At 60.7% G+C, this 17542-nt stretch carries 14 protein-coding genes; 10 read left to right on the forward strand and 4 right to left on the reverse strand.

Annotated features, from left to right (window positions below; all coding sequences use genetic code 11):
- The 4 genes from EOB36_RS08710 (at position 1) to EOB36_RS08725 (ending at position 4955) form a co-directional block, all read left to right on the forward strand.
- Positions 1 to 1098 (forward strand): ABC transporter ATP-binding protein, encoded by a 1098-nt coding sequence (locus EOB36_RS08710; RefSeq protein ID WP_128284675.1) that lies wholly within the window; start codon positions 1 to 3, stop codon positions 1096 to 1098.
- A 30-nt stretch (positions 1099 to 1128) separates the two neighbouring features.
- Positions 1129 to 2292: a mandelate racemase/muconate lactonizing enzyme family protein gene (locus EOB36_RS08715; RefSeq protein ID WP_126103144.1), complete on the forward strand. Its 1164-nt coding sequence runs from the start codon at positions 1129 to 1131 to the stop codon at positions 2290 to 2292.
- Positions 2293 to 2315: 23 nt separating this feature from the next.
- Positions 2316 to 3065 carry a ribonuclease activity regulator RraA gene (locus tag EOB36_RS08720; protein ID WP_128284676.1) on the forward strand — a complete coding sequence of 250 codons (750 nt, stop codon included), beginning with the start codon at positions 2316 to 2318 and terminating at the stop codon, positions 3063 to 3065.
- 498 nt (positions 3066 to 3563) lie between these two features.
- The gene (locus tag EOB36_RS08725; RefSeq protein ID WP_095486253.1) at positions 3564 to 4955 is read left to right on the forward strand and encodes a glycosyltransferase; all 1392 of its coding nucleotides are present in this window, start codon (positions 3564 to 3566) and stop codon (positions 4953 to 4955) included.
- A 115-nt stretch (positions 4956 to 5070) separates the two neighbouring features.
- Here EOB36_RS08725 and EOB36_RS08730 read toward each other — a convergent pair whose 3' ends face one another.
- Positions 5071 to 5493 (reverse strand): AbrB family transcriptional regulator, encoded by a 423-nt coding sequence (locus EOB36_RS08730; RefSeq protein ID WP_128284677.1) that lies wholly within the window; start codon positions 5491 to 5493, stop codon positions 5071 to 5073.
- A gap of 2 nt (positions 5494 to 5495) precedes the next feature.
- Here EOB36_RS08730 and EOB36_RS08735 point away from each other — a divergent pair, with 2 nt between their 5' ends.
- The 3 genes from EOB36_RS08735 to EOB36_RS08745 are packed head-to-tail and all read left to right on the forward strand — an operon-like array spanning position 5496 to position 7874.
- Positions 5496 to 5993, forward strand: a complete 498-nt coding sequence (locus EOB36_RS08735; RefSeq protein WP_245467696.1) for a methyltransferase domain-containing protein — start codon at positions 5496 to 5498, stop codon at positions 5991 to 5993.
- The gene (locus EOB36_RS08740) at positions 5993 to 6160 is read left to right on the forward strand and encodes a DUF1127 domain-containing protein (RefSeq protein ID WP_280953381.1); all 168 of its coding nucleotides are present in this window, start codon (positions 5993 to 5995) and stop codon (positions 6158 to 6160) included. Before EOB36_RS08735 ends, EOB36_RS08740 begins: the two co-directional genes overlap by 1 nt.
- Positions 6161 to 6164: 4 nt before the next feature.
- Entirely contained in the window at positions 6165 to 7874 is a 1710-nt protein-coding gene (locus EOB36_RS08745) for a tetratricopeptide repeat protein (protein WP_128284679.1), read from the forward strand.
- A gap of 260 nt (positions 7875 to 8134) precedes the next feature.
- Here EOB36_RS08745 and EOB36_RS08750 read toward each other — a convergent pair whose 3' ends face one another.
- Together EOB36_RS08750 and EOB36_RS08755 are read right to left on the reverse strand one after the other, a co-directional pair.
- Positions 8135 to 8842, reverse strand: a complete 708-nt coding sequence (locus EOB36_RS08750; protein ID WP_095486258.1) for a response regulator transcription factor — start codon at positions 8840 to 8842, stop codon at positions 8135 to 8137.
- A gap of 69 nt (positions 8843 to 8911) precedes the next feature.
- Positions 8912 to 12601 (reverse strand): PAS-domain containing protein, encoded by a 3690-nt coding sequence (locus EOB36_RS08755; protein ID WP_128284680.1) that lies wholly within the window; start codon positions 12599 to 12601, stop codon positions 8912 to 8914.
- Between the two features lie 458 nt (positions 12602 to 13059).
- Here EOB36_RS08755 and EOB36_RS08760 point away from each other — a divergent pair, with 458 nt between their 5' ends.
- Positions 13060 to 14442 carry an FAD-binding oxidoreductase gene (locus tag EOB36_RS08760; RefSeq protein WP_095486260.1) on the forward strand — a complete coding sequence of 461 codons (1383 nt, stop codon included), beginning with the start codon at positions 13060 to 13062 and terminating at the stop codon, positions 14440 to 14442.
- A 158-nt stretch (positions 14443 to 14600) separates the two neighbouring features.
- Here the strand turns inward: EOB36_RS08760 and EOB36_RS08765 are convergent, their stop codons facing one another.
- On the reverse strand, positions 14601 to 15650 hold the full coding sequence (locus tag EOB36_RS08765) for a zinc-binding alcohol dehydrogenase family protein (RefSeq protein WP_127288769.1): 1050 nt from the start codon (positions 15648 to 15650) through the stop codon (positions 14601 to 14603).
- Positions 15651 to 15755: 105 nt separating this feature from the next.
- Between EOB36_RS08765 and EOB36_RS08770 the strand changes: the two genes are divergently transcribed.
- Positions 15756 to 16139 (forward strand): helix-turn-helix domain-containing protein, encoded by a 384-nt coding sequence (locus tag EOB36_RS08770; RefSeq protein ID WP_128284681.1) that lies wholly within the window; start codon positions 15756 to 15758, stop codon positions 16137 to 16139.
- A gap of 357 nt (positions 16140 to 16496) precedes the next feature.
- Entirely contained in the window at positions 16497 to 17528 is a 1032-nt protein-coding gene (locus EOB36_RS08775; RefSeq protein WP_128284682.1) for a substrate-binding domain-containing protein, read from the forward strand.
- Positions 17529 to 17542: the final 14 nt, after the last annotated feature.

A 17542-nucleotide genomic window follows, 5' to 3' on the forward strand; every position in this document is an offset into this window, starting at 1 on the left:
ATGGCCCACGTGGTCCTCAAAGATCTCGTCAAGACCTATGGCAGCTTCAAAGCCGTCAACGACGTTTCGTTGACGGTCAATGACGGCGAATTCGTTGCGCTCGTCGGCCCTTCGGGCTGCGGCAAGACAACCACGCTTAATCTCGTCGCGGGGCTGATCCCAATCACATCGGGCGACATCGTCATCGGGGAACGAGTGGTCAACGACCTCGACCCCAAGGACCGCGACATTGCAATGGTGTTCCAGAACTACGCGCTCTACCCGCAGAAATCGGTCTACAAGAACCTGGCGTTCCCGTTGCAGATGCGCAAACTCCCGAGGGACGAGATCGACAGGAAGGTCAAGGAAGCGGCGCGAGTGCTCGACATGACGCACTTGCTCGAGCGCAAGCCGCGCGAACTTTCGGGCGGGCAGCAGCAGCGTGTGGCCCTGGGCCGTGCCCTCGTCCGCGACCCCGCTGTGTTCCTGATGGACGAGCCGCTCTCTAACCTCGATGCCAAACTGCGCGTGCAGATGCGGTCCGAAATAAAGCGGTTCCATCAGGACCTGAAGGCGACGATCATCTATGTAACGCACGACCAGCTCGAGGCCGTGACCATGGCAGACAGGATGGCGGTGATGAACGGCGGCTATCTGCAGCAATACGATTCGCCGGCGCAGGTTTTCGCCCATCCCGTGAACATGTTTGTCGCGAGCTTCATAGGCAGCCCGGCGATGAGCCTTATTCCGCTGGAGGCATCGACGGCAAACGGCAACACCGTGTTGACCAGCGCGGAAGGCTGGAGCCTCGAGCTGTCGCAACTCAACGCGCGCAAGGTCCAGAGGGCGACGACCAAGAAGGTCGTGCTCGGAGCGCGACACTCGACGATCAAGCTGCACAACAGCGCGGTCCCCGGTGCCATTCCGGCCAAGGCCTTTACGGTGGAACCAACCGGAGACGTCACCTTCGTGCAGGCGTTCCTCTCCGGCGCCATCGTCAACATCAGCGTGCCTCCCAACATCGCCGTCGCACCTGACGAACAGATCTGGCTCGAGTTCGATCAGGAGCGGATGCATCTGTTCGACGGCGAAACTGAAATGGCCCTCACGGCCAACTGAGATAGGGCGGCGCGTGGAACGTGGGCGTAGATGACTGAGAAGCTTAAGATCACCGCGATCAAGCCCTATCCAGTATGGGTAGGAACGCGCAACCAGATGCTCGTCAAGGTCGAGACCGACCAAGGCATCTTCGGCTGGGGCGAGAGCGGCTTGAGCGGTCGCGAGAAGGCCGTGGCCGGCGCGGTAGAGCACTATCGCGAGTTCCTCATCGGCCGCGACCCGATGCAGATTGGCCGGATCTGGCAGGAGGTTTATCGCAGCCAGTACTTCGAAGGCGGCCGAGTTCTGCAGGCGGCGATTTCCGCCATCGACATCGCCCTTCACGACATCAAGGGCAAGGCGCTGGGGGTGCCTGTCTACGAGCTGCTGGGCGGCAAGCAGCGCGACCGCGTCCCCACCTTCGCCTCGACCGGAGACGAGGCCGAGGGGGATGTCGCCATAGAACGAGCCCGCGAACTCCGCGCGCAAGGGTGGCAGGCGATCCGCTTCTTCCCCGTCGGGCAAAACGGCAGGGACATCTTCGAGCCGCGCGAGTCGATCGGCGCCACCGCGAGTATGATGAACAAGGCGCGCGAGGCGCTGGGCGACGACGTCGTCCTCGGCATCGACTATCATCATCGGCTATCGGTGGCGGAGGCGGCGAGCTTCTGCAACAAGCTCGGCCGCGGCGTGCTTGATTTCCTCGAGGAGCCGATACGGGACGAGACACCGGAGGCCTACGAATCCCTGCGCACGATGACCGACATCCCCTTTGCCATCGGCGAGGAATTTGCCAGCAAGTGGCAGTTCCTGCCCTATATCGAACGCGGCATCCACCAGTTCAACCGGCTCGATGTTTGCAATGTCGGCGGACTCACCGAGGCGATGAAAGTCGCTGGCTGGAGCGAAGCGCACTACGTCGACCTGATGCCGCACAATCCGCTTGGCCCGGTGTGCACGGCCGCGACCATGCATCTCGCTGCCGCGGTCTCCAACTTCGCGTGGCTCGAGACCAGGGCGCCCGAAAGAAAGCTGGGCTTCGACAATTCCGACTTCTTCCCGGTGCAACCACAACTCGATGGCGCCGACTATCCGGTCAGTGACCTGCCGGGGCTAGGCGTCGAGGTCGACGAAAAGGCGGTCCAGGCGGAGAGCTTTCGTTTCTGGGAAGCGCCTCACCTTAAGCGCCGCGACGGTTCCGTTACGAACTGGTAGTTCTCTTTCAACCGGAGTCCACGATGACACATGCTCCTGACATCACGCGGCCGCCAAAAAACCTGATCGACGCGCTAAGGGAGATCGGCGCCGCGACGGTTGCCGGCACCCTTGGCCACATGGGATTTCGCAATCCGCACATGGTCGGACCGGTAGCCCAAAACCACGGGAAGTCGATCGTCGGGCCGGCGCTGACGCTGCAGTTCATGCCACAGCGGCCGGATCTATTCACCGAGGGAGAATATGCCGATCCGGAGACGCAGTTGCATCGGCACGTGCTCTATCACGCGCAGGAGGGCGATGTGGTCGTGGTCGACGCGCGCGGCGACATGAGCTCGGGCGTCTTCGGCGATATGATGTCGACGTATTTCAAAGGCAGAGGCGGCGCGGGTATCGTCATCGACGGGTGCATGCGCGACCGGCCCAATGTTGAAAAGCTCGATCTGCCCCTATGGCTGCGCGGCTGGACGCCAAATTATCATGTGCAGACCAGCATCTACCCCAATGCCGTCAACGTTCCGATTGCCTGCGGCGGGGTCACGGTGATCCCCGGCGACATCATCGTCGCCGACGACGATGGCGTGGTGGTGCTCCCCGTCGCGATGGCCGCAAAGGTAATCGAAGAATCGCAGAAGCATCACGACTGGGAGGAGTTCTCGCGAGTGAAACTCATGGGAGGCGGTTCGTTGCAGCGCTACTACCCGCTGCATGACGATGCCCGCGGGGAGTATGAGGAGTGGCGCAAAACAAACCGCTTGGAGAACCCGACTTAGCGCATGGATTACCCTGCGGCGGGCGGCAGACCGTCTGGCGGTATCGCCGGCGTCTACGAAAAAGTGGGGAGTCGAATTTCGCTTTGGGGCACCGCTTTCGATCTGGCAGCCGGGATTGACGTGATTCAGACTTCCCCGAAGTCCGCCGAATGTCGGCTCTTGACGGACTGTGTTGATTCTGGTTTCGGGTTTTCGAGAGTCACTTCTTGCCGACCTCGGCGAACAGGAGGGAGGGATCTTCGTTCTCGAAGCGAGGCGTTTGACGCGGTCCTAGAGGTCACGAGCGCGGTCGGACGAGTTGGTATTTGCTCGGCACACCAGGCCCCTAGTTTCCTACATCAAGAAACGCACAAGTCAGCGCTGAAGCGCGAGGCCGAAGCTCATGCTTTCCGCGTTAATGTTCAGGATGGTAAGGTGATCCTTGACGGCAACGTCAAGGTTTAGTCCGAGCGCCAGGCTCCCAAACTTGCTGCCTGGTTGTCGCAGGGAGTCCGGACTGTGGAAGATCGGATTTCGATCATCCGATGGCTCGACAAGCTGGACGCGGCGATTGCTTTGGAGGCTACCTCCCTTCGATCGATAGGCGCGGTACTCGACAGGCCCTGCATGAACATTGTGATGTTTACCAACACATTCAGCCCGCATGTCGGCGGCGTTGCACACAGCGTTGCGTCGTTGTCGGAAATGCTGCGTGAGTTGGGGCATGCAGTCCTGATCGTCGCGCCGGACTATGCGGAAGCAGCTCGATCAGAAAGCGACATCCTTCGTGTCCCTGCGATCCAGAATTTTAACGGCAGCGATTTTTCAGTGCCGATTCCGTTCACCCGCTCGCTCGAGAAGACACTGAACGCCTTCGAACCGGATGTCGTCCATTCGCACCACCCGTTTCTTCTCGGCGACACCGCCCTTCGCACCGCGGCGTCGCGAGCATTGCCGACGATATTTACCTATCACACCCGCTACGAACTCTACGGCCACTACGTTGCGCAGGATGCACCGGTCCTCCAACGGCTCGTGCTCAGCCTGGCGGCTGGCTACTGTGACCTGTGCGATCATATCATCGCTCCAACTCACAGCATTGCCGACCTCTTGCGCCACCACGACGTCACCAAACCGATCACCACAATCCCGACCGGCATTGATCTGGCCAGGTTCGCCGATGGAGATCGGCTGAGATTGCGGAGCCGGTTGGGAATAGTGGAAACCGATTTCATCGTCGGGCACGTAGGCCGGCTGGCGCCGGAGAAGAACCTGACTTACCTCACTGAAGCGGTTTGCCTGTTTCTTTTGCAAAATGAGCGCGCGCATTTTGTCGTCGCCGGCGACGGTGCGTCAGCGTCCGAAATGCGCCGCATGCTGGACGAGGCGGGTCTTCAGGACAGGTGCCATCTGCTAGGCGTGGTCGAAGGCGCCGATCTGGCCGACGTCTATGCCGCCATGGACGTCTTCGCCTTCTCGTCGCGTTCCGAAACCCAGGGTCTTGTGCTCGTCGAGGCGATGGCGACCGGCGTTCCGGTAGTTGGGCTTGATGAACCTGGAGTCCGTGAAGTGGTACGCACCGGAAAGAACGGCTATCTCCTGTCAGCCGATGCGTCCCCAGGCCAATTCTCCAAGGCTCTCGCCAGAGTCCGCGCGCTCACTCCGCCGGGCCGAGCAGCACTGCAAGAAGAAGCCAGACTTACTGCGGCCTCCTACTCACAATCTTCGACCGCGCAGCAGACCGTCGATCTCTATTCGCACGCTGTCGCGAGCCATGCCGGTGCCCGGGCTACCCGCACCCGTTCGTTTGAGGCGACGCTCGAAGGTCTCAAGCAGGAATGGAGAATCCTCGCCAACCTTGCGAATGCCGTCAAGGACGCGGTGGCGACGCGCAGTGACTCCACAAAGTGACGGCTGTGGGACGCTGCGTTCGCGCCTGGACTGCTGCATCCGTCTTCAGCCTATCCCTTCCGCTGAAAGGAAATTTCGTCGGCTCGGTTCGTGTACCTGCCGGTCTCTCGATGCATCATCGATGTCTCTTTAATCTGCTGGCGATCCAGTCCAGGCCGGTAAACAATCCGACGCGATGAAATTCTACCCAAAACTTCGTCGCGAATCCGTTGACGAGAAATGCCCTGACAACATGAAACCCTGTCACAAGCCCGACGGACAAGTGCAGCGTTTGTGCGGTGATGGCCATTTCGACCAGGCCGCCAGGCGAGGCGCCGAGGGTCGCACTGGCCAGGTCCAGTCCCGTTAGCCAGCACAGAAGGGCAGCATAACCGAAAAGCAAGGTGGCAAGGATCAGAATGAAAACCGCGCTGCTGACGAAGACGCGAGGAAGCCGCAAGACCACCTCCCTCTTGAAGCGAGAGCCAATCGAAATGCCGATGAGAAACTGTCCGAACCAATTAGGTCCGCAGGTTGATGCCGTCGGTTGCCGAGCCATGGATGTCAAACAATGAGTGGCGGCAGAATGCAGACCAGAAGCGCCTGGCTGATGCTATGGCCGATACCGTGGTCCTCACCTACTCGCTTTGCACGATCCCGCACCCGAACGGCGCGCTGGCTGAGTTCCGCCGCGTCCTGAAGGCCGGCGGGCGGCTGGTGTTCATAGAGCATGGCGGCGGCGAAACTCCGCTCCCCGAGCACGCTGCAAGGGCGTCTTGTCGGACTGTGGGGCTGGCTTGCCGGCGGCTGGCATCTGACGCGCGAGCCAGCGTGGCTGATCGCGGACGCCGGTTTCACGATCCAGCGCCAAGAAAGAAGGTGGTTTCCCGCGCCTCTGGCAGCTCGGAATTCACACCACCGGGGAAGCGCTCCTCGGCGCTGAAACAAACGAAACACTTCGCGTTCAGCGCGGAAAAACGCCTGAAACAGGGATGGTTTAAATGCAACGGCACCGCTGCATTCCGCGGCGTTAATCATGGAGCGTTGCAATGTCGATAATGCGAGCAGCTTACCGCTCTTTCCGGGACTACCGGGTTCACCGTATGGCGGAACGGACCCTTGCGGCAATGGAGGATGCCCTCCTGAAGGACATCGGGATCAGCCGGTCCGAAATTGGTTTGGTGGTCCGCGGCTTGAAGCGCGGCCAAGAAGACAAGGCGGGCTGAAACCATGAAGCTTTCATTTAGGCTCCCGCTACTGGCCTGTGCGAGCGTGGCCGCCCTTCTGGCGGCGCCCGCCGCCAATGCCCATGACTCGGGCCTTCCGCACCGCCAGGCCAAGGCGGCGGCGGTTGCCGAGGATTCGACAAGCGTCCCGCTGTTCGAAAACCTAGGTAGCCATTCCTACCTTGTCACCACCGCTAACCCGCTGACGCAGACCTATTTCGACCAGGGCCTGCGCTGGGCGTGGGCGTTCAATCACTCTGAGGCGCAGCGCGCTTTCAGGGCCGCGCAGAAGCTGGACCCGACCTGCGCCATGTGTTTCTGGGGCGAGGCTTACGTGCTCGGCCCCAACATCAACGCCGGCATGGATCCGGAGGCAGCCGCGAACGCCGCCGAAGCCGTCGCGCAGGCGCGCAAGTTGGCGCACCTCGCCTCCAGCCGGGAAAAGGACCTCATCGCCGCGCTCTCCAAGCGTTACAGCGCCGACACTTCGACCGACCAGGGCGCCCTCAACCGGGCCTATGCCACGGCGATGGCGAAACTGGCCGAACGCCATCCGCAGGACGACGAGATCGCCACGCTCTACGCCGACGCGCTTATGAACCTGATGCCGTGGGACTACTGGCTTGACAGCGGAGCAACGCCAAAGCCGGACACGATCAAGCTTGTGGCCTCACTGGAGCGGGTGCTGGGCCGCAATCCGGATCATGCCGGCGCGATCCATCTCTATATCCACGCCGTCGAAGCGTCCAAGACGCCGGAAAGGGCCGAACCCTACGCCGACCGGCTTGCCGCCCTCATGCCCGGCGCCGGACACATCGTGCACATGCCATCTCACATCTATCACCAGGTCGGCCGGTGGATCGACAGCCTGGAGATCAACCGCGAGGCGGTGGTCGCGGACGAGGCCTATTTCGAGCGCGTCAGCATAGCGCCGGAGAGCACGCCCGGTGTCTACACGGACGGCTATTATCCTCACAACCTGCATTTCTTGATGACCTCCGCACAGATGGCGGGCGACGTCGAGGCAATCGCCGGGGCGGCCAAAAAGCTCGAAGCGCTGGTCTCCGACACCATGGCCAGAAAGGTGGCTGGGCTGCAGCCGATCAAGGCGGCCACCTATTTTGCGCACGCCCAGTACAGCGATCCCGAGGTCATACTCGCGCTGCCGGTGCCGGCAAACGCCCTGCCGTATGTCGAGGCAACCTGGCGATATGCGAGGGGTGTCGCCTTCGCCGCAACGGGTGCGAGCGAGGCGGCGCGCGCAGAAGCCACCGCAATCCGCAAGCTCGCCGCCGAGACCGATTTTTCCACGGAGACGGCGGGAGGACTTCCGGCGCCGGACCTGCTGGAATTGAGCGCGCTAATCGTGGAGGCCCGCATTGCCCAGCACCAGGGTGACCTACAGGAAGCGCGCAACAAGCTTGAGGCGGCGGTCGCGATCGAGGACGGCCTTGCCTATATGGAACCGGCCTACTGGTATTATCCGGTCCGACAGACGCTCGGCGCGATCCACATGGCCATGGGCGAGCACGAGGCGGCCGCGGCAGCTTTCGAGCACGTCCTGGAGCAGACTCCAAACAACGCCTGGGCGTTGTGGGGCCTGCGCGAGGTTTTCCGCAGGACCGGCAGGGCAGCGGACGCCGAAGAGATGGATGCACGCCTCAAGGCCGCCTGGGTGGGAGCGCCGGACTTTCTCGGCATCGAACGGCTCTGAGCCGCGCTTAAGGTGCCGGCGTCGTTGTCGGCTCAGGAAACGTGTCGCAGCCTCGCAACCCGGCGGCTGCGGCACACAATTCCAGGTGTCGAGAAGACAGGCTTGGCCTGCACGCCTGCCTTTCAGTGCCCACACGTCATAGTGGAACCGCAACCCAACGCAGCATGGATCCCGAAAATCAGAAGTTTGAGCGGGGGAGCCACAAAATCGCAATACCTCGGCCGCAAGGGCTGCGCTGGTCCAACTAGGCAGCGGCGCGCTCAAGAGTAGAGGTAACCCATGCCGCGGATTGTCCTGATCACCTCCGGCTTGGAGGGATCGACCTCAATTTTCTTCCGCAGGCGCGAAACGCGAATGTCGATGCTGCGATCGAAGGGATCCCATCCGCGGTCGTGGGCGAGTTCGAGCAGTTGATCGCGGTTGAGTACTCGTCCGCGATGTTCGCTGAATACTTTCAGAAGCCGGAACTCCATCGCGGTGATCGCTATTTCGGCCCCGTCGGCGTTGTATAATTTGTGTGCGTCCGGGTCGAAGCGGCACTTGCCGAACTGGACCTGGTGGCCCGGAGTGCTCGCTTTCTCCGCAGCTCTTTCGCTCGCCGATGTTCTGCGCAGCACGGCCTTTACCCGCGCCAGCAGCTCCCGCAGGTCCACGGGCTTCGCGACATAGTCGTCGGCGCCAATCTCCAATCCGACAACGCGGTCGACGATTTCCGCCGATCCGGTCAGCATGATAATGGCAACGTCTGAGTGCTCTCGTAGATATCGCGCCAGGGAGAGGCCATCCTCTCCTGGCATTCGGATATCCAATATGACCACATCGACGTGCTGGCTATCAACAAGTTCACGCAGGGCAGGCCCTGCATTGGCCGGCGTCACGGCATAGCCATGATGCTCCAGATATTCCGCCACCGTGTCGCGGATATCCGGTTCGTCATCGCAGACAACTACGTGTGCGTGCGTCGTCAAAATCGACCACCGAGCAACTAGCCTAATGGAAAAGTTGCCTCTGGAGTGACGTGCAATTCAATGGATCTGTCAAGTATTGTTGTTAACCAAGTTCGAGACAAACGAAAGGAGCTCGTTAGGTTTGATCGGTTTCTCAAGATAGGGCCGTTTCGCGGCGCGCAGGAACATCTGCGCGTCCGGGCTGATCGTGTCCCCCGTCAGGAAGGCTAACCTGTCGAGCTCGGCCGGATGGAGCTTGGCAATCTGGTTGAACAATCCCCGTCCGTCCATGTTCGGCATTTTCAGATCGCTCAGGATCAGCGCGAAAGTGCGGTTCTGGAGGTGCAGCAGCGCTTCTTCGCCGGATCTGGCAAAGGTGACGTTGAAACCATCTCGTCTGAGCACCTCAGCGACCAGCTCACCCACTTCCTCTTCGTCGTCCACCACCAGACAAGCAATGCCGGTTGAATTCGGGAGCTCGTCTTCGGCCGTTTCGGCTCGTTCGTCGAGACGGTCCGAAGCCGGCAGCGAAAGTATGAAGGTCGAGCCACCCCCCTCGGGGGATTCGACCTCGATGGTTCCTCCATGGGATTGAACGATCCGATGACAGAAGGATAGCCCGATCCCGGTTCCTGCCCCAATCTCTTTCGTCGTGAAGAACGGCTCGAAAATGCGGGGAAGTATCTCTTTGGAAATTCCCGGACCCGTGTCGGCAACGCTGACGACTATGTTGCCGGTCGTGGGATGAAGCCGCGTTGAAACCGTGATTGTCCGTCGCCCTTCCCAGCCGTGCAGCGCCTGTTCTGCATTGACAAGCAAATTGATCAGCACCTGGGCAAGCTGATCGGGATCCGCCCAGATCGGGGGAAGACCAGGTTCAAGATGAACTGAAAGCCCGATGTCCGACGATCGAATCGAATAGCTCGCCACGTCCACCGCTTCGGAAATAATGTCATCGATCGCAACGTTTGAGGTTCGCGTCGGCTGCTGTCTGGCCATAGCCAGGAAAGTCTTGACGATCCTGGCGCAGCGTTCGGCTGCCTTGCTCATCTTGTCGGCGCGTTCCACGACCTTGGCGTCGGTTGCGGTCTCCTTCAACAGCGATGACAGGCCAAGCACCACCGAGAGCGGATTGTTGAGTTCATGCGCCACCCCCGCCAGCAATCCGCCGAGCGCCGACATTTTCTCGTTCTGGTGCAGCGTCTCGCGCTGCCGCTCCAATTCCTGCTGCATTTCGATACGGTCGGTAAGATCGTAGGCGTGGGAAACAATCACCTTCTCACCGTGGTAATCGATCAGTCGAGACGAAATCGAGCACCAGCAGGTTCCACCGTCCTTGCGTTTGAGCTGGGTTTCGAAATCGTCGACCAACCCCATCGCGAGCAGCCGCTCAACGTATCGCATCCGCGCTGAAGGATCGACATAGTAGTCGATGGCGCTGGTCACGTTGCCGAGCAGCTCAACGGTGGCGGGGCTGCGGTAAAGCAGCTTCCCGTCATGCGCGCGGGTCATCTGGATGTTGACGGGGCAGGCTTCGAGGACCTTGCGGACCATTTCATCCGCTTCCTTGGCGGCCTCCTCGGCCCGCTTGCGCTCTGTAATGTCGACACGGGTGACCACGAACCCGCCTTCGCGGGTCGGACAGTTCGAGACGAAAAACCAACCCCCGTCTGTGTGACGGAATTCCTGTTGCCGGAATTCGCGGCGGTCCCTTGCCCTCTCGGCAAGCCAGTCGTCGATCTTGTCCCGTGGAACCGGAAACTGGTTGCGCTCTGCGGTCACGCGGAGGAACTCGAACCAGTTCACGCCGGGAACGAGCACATCCGCGCTTATCGCGTGCATCTGGCGGTACCTGCTGTTGGCCAGCACCAGGCAATCGTTCCTGTCGTAGAGGGCAAACCCTTCGGCCAGAGATTCGATCGCGTCGATCAGCCGCTCGTTGGCCTTGCGCGTTTCTTGCTGGGCGGCGATCATGTCGGTGATATTCGTCGTGTTCGACACTATCACCTGCCTTCCCTGGAAATCGATCAGGCGAGCGGAAATCGAAGCCCAGAAGGCCTTGTTCTCGGTGTCGTACTGCTGGATCCGAAAATCATCGATCCTGCCCTTTTCGATCAGGGTGCGCTCCAATATTGCGCTATAGTCTGGATCGACATAGTGGTCGGTTATTCGAGGACGGTCGGCGTAGAGATCTCTGGTAGCAGGATTGCGGTAGAGCGTTTCTCCCTCGATCGTGGTCATGTGTATCGGCGAAGGGCAGGCATCGAGCACCTTTTGCAGCAGTGCCGTGGCGTCGCGCTCGGCAGCCTCGGCCTTCTTGCGCTCGCTGATGTCGGCGCGCGTTACGACGAAGCCGCCAAGATCGGTGGGATGTATCGATACCGAGTGCCATTTGCCGTCGGAGAGGGGGACTTCGAAATGGGAGTGAAACTCGATCCGGCCTTGAATCCGCTCGTCCAGCCACTCATCCTCGCGCCCAACCGCATTGCGGTAAACGCCGCGCTTGGCGGATTCGCGAAGGAGTTCGGCCCATTCCACGCCCGGTTTAACGAGATCCCGCACCGGGTGGTTCAGCTCGCGGTAAAGGCTGTTGCACATGACCAGGCGGTGATCTTCGTCGTACAGTGCGAACCCCTCGGAGAGTGATTCAACGGCGTCTGCGAGCATCTCCCGCGCCGCAGCGACCTCGCCGTCACGCTTCTTCTGCTTGGTCACATCGGCGATGCCGGCGAGAACCACTCGCCGGCCCTGGAACTCGACGATCCTGAGATTGCCCGTGGCCCAGAACTCTTGGCCGTCGGGTCTTTTAAGAAGCACCTCGCAATTTTCGACGACGCCCTTTTGCATGAGCTCCCGATTGATTTCCCGGTGTTTCTCGGGGTCGACAAAGTAATCGCCGAGCCGCACCGTCTCGCGTTGCGCCTTTTTGCTCCATCCAAGCAGCCGTTCGGCAGCATTGCTCTGGTAGATGAGTTCCCCCGAACTCGCGTCGTTCATCCATACCGGCAACGGATGATGCTTGATCAAGAAACCGAACAGATCCTCGCGCTGCTTCCGTTCCGTGATGTCCAACACCCCGATGATGAGCGAGCGGCGCCCGCCATAAACACCGCGACGGCAGTTGGTCGAACACCAGACAGTCGATCCGCTCGCGTTTCTAAGCTGGATTTCGTGATCCCGCACGATGTCGCTGTTGTTGGCAAGAGACCTGATTTCATCGAATTCGCCAGTATTCACGAAATGATCCGTCAGGAATTGCGGTTCGTTCGACGTCCATTTTCGGCCAAGCAGGTTCGACGCATCGAGGCTTTCATAGAGGATTTGCCCGCTTCCCGCGTCCACCACCCAAACGGGCAGCGGGTGACTGTCCGTGATGCAGCGGAATATCTCGGCGTTTTCCAGGTGCGCGATCTGCGCTCGCTTCATGTCAGTAATGTCGACGCTTACCAGGGCGATGCCACCGTCCGGCCGAGGATGTGCCGTGAGCAACTTCCACCGCCCATCCAAAGTCTCCGCTTCAACAGGAGCGTCGTCGATTTGCATCCATCGCGCCGCAGCGCTTTCAGCGAACGCGTCGCCCGGCTCGATGGGGCGGCCGTCGAAACTTTTCAGACATGAGAGGGCTTCGGCGATTGCGGCAATGGCGTCCATCGGCTGCATCTCGCCGCGGTCGAGCCGCTGGCTTCCAAATATCTCCGGATTGCTACCAACGAGGACATTGTTGGCGTCAAAGAGGGCATAGCCTGTGGGTGTGGATGTAACCGGATTATCAGGCCGCATGGACGTTCCCTTTGTTCGCGTGATGTCCCGAGGGCGGATACTAGACCCTCTTTGTTTCAGCACACATTCAGACGCTGCGTGATTTGTTTCAACTGTTTCGGCGCGTGGGAGTCTTCACCAGCGCTGGCGTGAAAACGAAATTTATCCAACGCTCCAGAAAAACGGCCGAAACATGAATGGCCTAGATTGCACGGCCGAAACCACGGCTCGAGCTAACGACTCGGGATCTTAACCAGCCACAAAATGCCGCCTGTCATCCCCTTCGAGCGTGCCGCTGAAACAAACGAAACATTCCCACGGCGTCACAGAAAAACGTCTGAAACGAAGGCGGTGTATGACAAGAAGAGCCGCAGTGCGGCAGATTCAACCGGCGAAACGCAAATGTCCGGCGCCCAGGACGAACAATCTAGTCTTGGCGAGTTGCCGACGCGTCTTGCTCCGAAACCTGAGGGTTCAAAATGGATAAGCCAGTAACTTCGTATGATTTCCCCGACCGGCTCCGCGCGAGCCTTATTGACCAAAACCATCCGGTCTATGAAGAGGCTCGCGGGCTCTACAACGCTATGATCGACAAGAGGCCGCGCTGGATCATCCCTTGCGCCGAGGTCGCCGACGTCGTCGCGGCCGTCAATTACGCCCGAGAGAAGCATTTGCTTCTTGCCATTCGCGGCGGCGGCCACAACGGTCCAGGCTTCGGCAGTTGCGACGGCGGGATGGTCATCGACATGTCGCCGATGAAACGGGTCGATATCGATCCCACGACTCGAACGGTTCGCGTCGAGGCCGGCTGCACCCAAGGCGATGTCGACCGCGCCACCAGCGTTCATGGGCTGGCGGTGCCGGCGGGCATCGTCGCGACCACAGGCGTCGCCGGACTGACGCTGGGAGGCGGCACCGGCCATCTCACGCGCAAACACGGCCTCACCATTGACAATCTGCTTGCGGCCGAGGTCGTGCTGGCCGACGGCAGCGTCGTGACGGCAAGTGAGGACGAACACCCGGAGCTGTTCTGGGCGCTGCGCGGCGGCGGCGGCAACTTCGGCGTTGTGACGCGCTTCATATTTCAGGCGCATCCGGCGAAGGATGTCTATGCCGGGCCGATCTTCTTCGACATCGCAGATGCCGCGGAGATCATGCGCTGGTACCGCGACTTCCTGCCCGGAGCGCCGCGAGAGCTCGGGATGTTCTTCGGCATCAAGACGGTGCCCTCCTGCGACCCTTTCCCGCGCGAGATCTGGGGAAGGCGCATATGCGCGCTGATCAGTTGCTACAACGGCGCAGAGGAGGACGGCATCCGGGCGATGCAGCCCGTGCGCGACGCGCTTCCCAAGCCTTTGATGGACGGTATGGTGCAGATGCCCTTCGTCGATCTGCAGGCGCTGTTTGATCCGCTGCTGCCGAAGGGCTTGCAGTGGTACTGGAAGGGCGATTATGTCGACGAGCTGTCCGATGCGGCCATCGCTGCCCATGCCGAGCACGGCTCGAAGACCCCGAGCGAGCTGTCGCTGATGCATCTCTACCCCATCGACGGAGCGGTTCAGGACGTGGCTCCGGACGCCACCGCCTGGGGGGCGCGGCGAGCGCGTTGGTCCATGGTTATCGCGGGCATCGATCCCGACCCGACGAAGGCGTCGGAGCTGAGGCGCTGGGCAAGCGAGTATTGGGCCGCGGTGCACAAGCACAACCCGCATGGCGGCGCCTACATCAACTTCATGATGGATGATGAAGGTGAAGCGCGCGTGCGCGCCGCCTACGGTGCCAACTATGAGCGGCTCGTCTCGGTTAAGCGCAAATACGATCCGGCGAACCTCTTCCGCGTCAACCACAACATCCGGCCGTAAGCCGGGCTGAGCCTGTCCGTCTTTGGGTCACGCCGAGGCGGACAGGCTTGTGGCATGCGAAAGCCGGTGTCGCGTTCCATCGAGGGCTGACCGGAAAGCGGCCCTTACGAACTGGAAATGCAAGACAGCAATTGGCCTGCGATCATCAGCCCTCGCCGTCATCGTCGCGGGTAGTGGCGCGCCCCCATTTCGGTCGACAATCCCTCTAAGACGACTTTTCCCAACATGCGGCCGCCCTCAACAAGCCGATGCGCCTCCAGAAGACTGCTGGGCGTGAGCTTTCCAAGGTCGGTCGTCACTGTGGAGCGCAGGACACCGGAGTCAGCGAGCGCCGAGACCTCTTCGAGAATCCTGTGATGAGCGACCATGTCGGCACCGCCAGAATGAGGTCGCGTCACCACGTCCTCCCAATGCAACGAAGCGCTTTTCGACCGAAGCGGCGTCGCATCAAGGATTGCATGGTTGGTAATGACTCCGACCTTGCCGTAGGGGGCAATGATCGCTGCGATCGCAGCCCAATGCTGCTCTGTCTGGTTGAGGGCTGCGATGTGGGTGATTGCCGAAGCGCCTGTAGCGGCAAGCTCCTCGATCATCGATCGCGAATGATCGATGACATGGTGCGCCCCGAGCGACAGGCACCACTCCCGGCTCTCGGGCCGTGAGGCGGTCGCGATGACGGTCAGGCCGGTGAGGCGTCGCGCCAGCTGGATCAGCATCGAGCCGACACCGCCCGCCCCGCCGATGATCAGCAGCGTGCCGCCATCGTGCAGCCTTCCGGGCGTAACGTCGAGGCGGTCGAACAGTAGCTCCCAGGCCGTCAGCGACGTAAGAGGCAGCGCTGCCGCCTGCATGAATGTGAGCCGGGCCGGCTTGCGACCCACGAGACGTTCGTCTACCGCGTGCAATTCCGCATTGGCACCGGGCCGATTGAGATTGCCCGAATAGAAGACTTCATCGCCTGGGCGAAAGAGCGTGACGTCGGCACCAACATCGACAACGACCCCTGCAACATCCCAGCCGAGGACGTCGATCTCTTCGCCTAGGAAAACCTGGCCGTTGCGGATCTTGGTATCGACCGGATTGACAGAGACCGCGCGTACCGAGACCAAGAGATCGCGCGGGCGCGGCTTGGGATACTCTTTGCTGATCTCTACGAAGCATTGAGGGTCGGACAAGGCGGAGCCTGGACGGTAGCCGATAGCCTGCATGGGAATTCCTTTTCGATGCTGAAACACCGAGCAAATTGCCATTGCGACAGACTTTGCCAATACGGCTGTTTGGCGTATTAGCTTCCCAAAAGGGAACCGTCGGGAATGAAGGTAAAGCACTATGTTGATGTGCCGGGGTGCCCGGTGGAGGTTACGCTCGACCTTATCGACGGGCGTTGGAAGGGCGTCGTGCTATTTCATCTGCTCGACGCCGGCTGCTTGCGCTTCAACGAGCTGCATCGCCGTGTACCCGATATCACCGCACGGCTTCTCACCAAGCAACTTCGGGATCTGGAGGAGGCAGGCCTGGTCAGCAGGACGGTCTATGCCGTAGTTCCACCGCGGGTGGAGTACCGCGTCAGCCAGGAAGGTGAAAGTCTCCGGCCTATTGTGGAGATGCTTTCGAAATGGGGCGAGGCGCGGCTCGAGCGCCAGCGTACGAAGCAGGCTGCAACTCACGCCCGCCGGACTGTTTCGCGGAACTCATAGATAGCGGCAGCATGCGGACTTTGAGATGGCGCAATGCGACCTTGAGGTTGGTGACCTCCGACACAAATCAATAATGACTGCAATATCAACAGCATAGTGGAAAGCCGAGCTAGGGTCATGCTCCGGCGCCGGTCCACATGCACGAGGTCACCCGCTGCGATAGCGAGCGTGGTGTCTCGCTCGGCGGATGTGCGTATGAAATATATTTCTGCATATGAATTTTATTGACAGCTGAGTGAACTCCTGCGAATGATAAATCGCTGGGCCTCGGGAGGAGGTTCGGTGTCAGCAACCACAAGCGGCGGCACGTAAGTGTCCGACCGTCCAATTGACCAGGCTTCGGCCGAGGGAGGATTCTTGCGCAAATTTTTGAGCATGCTCGCCATTTCGGCAGCAGCCACCACTGTGTTGGGGGCAAGCCACGCCGCGGCCCAGGCCGCCAACCCGTTCAAATGCGAGCCGGGTGAAAAATACGTCATGAACGTCATGGTGTCCGGCGTCGAATATTGGTTCCCGGTCTACGAGATGTTCAAGCAGGCCGGACAGCAGTTCGGTTGCGAGACCGAATACACCGGAACGCCCGAGTACGACGTGAACAAGCAGATAGCGACATTCGACCAGGCGCTGGCTCAGAAGCCGGCTGGTATCCTGGTGCATCCGATGAACTCCGATCCATTCATCGAGCCGATCAATCGGGCTATCGACCAGGGAACGGCGGTAGTCACATTCGCCGCAGATTCGCCCAACTCCAAACGAGTGTCCTACATCACCTCCGACAATCTCGCCGAAGGTACCTATGCTGCTGATGCAGTTGCCAAGGCGATGGACGGCAAGGGTGAATACGCGGTCCTCGAAAACCCCGGACAGGATAATCACGACAAGCGCATCGCCGCTTTCATCGGCCGCATGGAAGCCAAATGGCCTGAGATGAAGCTCGTCGGCCGCGCGGCGTCGAACCAGGATGCGACGAAAGCCTATCAGGCCGTGCTCAGCCTTGCTCAGGCGCATCCCGAACTGGGCGCAGTGTTCATGCCGGAAGCCAACTCGGCAATCGGCGCGGCGCAGGCCGCGAAGGAGGGGGGCGGCAAGATCCGGGTTATGCTGGCCGACGTCAACGCCAAGATCCTCGATATGATCAAGGCCGGCGAAATCTTTGGCTCGGTCAACCCGAACCAGGGCATGCAGGGCTACATGGGGTTCATGCTGCTGTGGCTGGCCAAGCATCCTGAGCTGATCGATCCGATGAACGACGCTCGGCGGTCGGGATTCAACGGCATGGGCGTGCCTTTCGTCGACAACGGCTTTTCCATCGTCACTGCGGAAAATGCCGATGATTTCTATTGGGACGCCTATCTCAAGCGGCGCGGCACCAAGGGCATCGAGGAATAGGGCCCGCCGCTCTC

It is taken from the genome of Mesorhizobium sp. M6A.T.Cr.TU.017.01.1.1 (genome assembly GCF_004023115.1).
Taxonomy (GTDB): Bacteria; Pseudomonadota; Alphaproteobacteria; order Rhizobiales; family Rhizobiaceae; genus Mesorhizobium; species Mesorhizobium mediterraneum.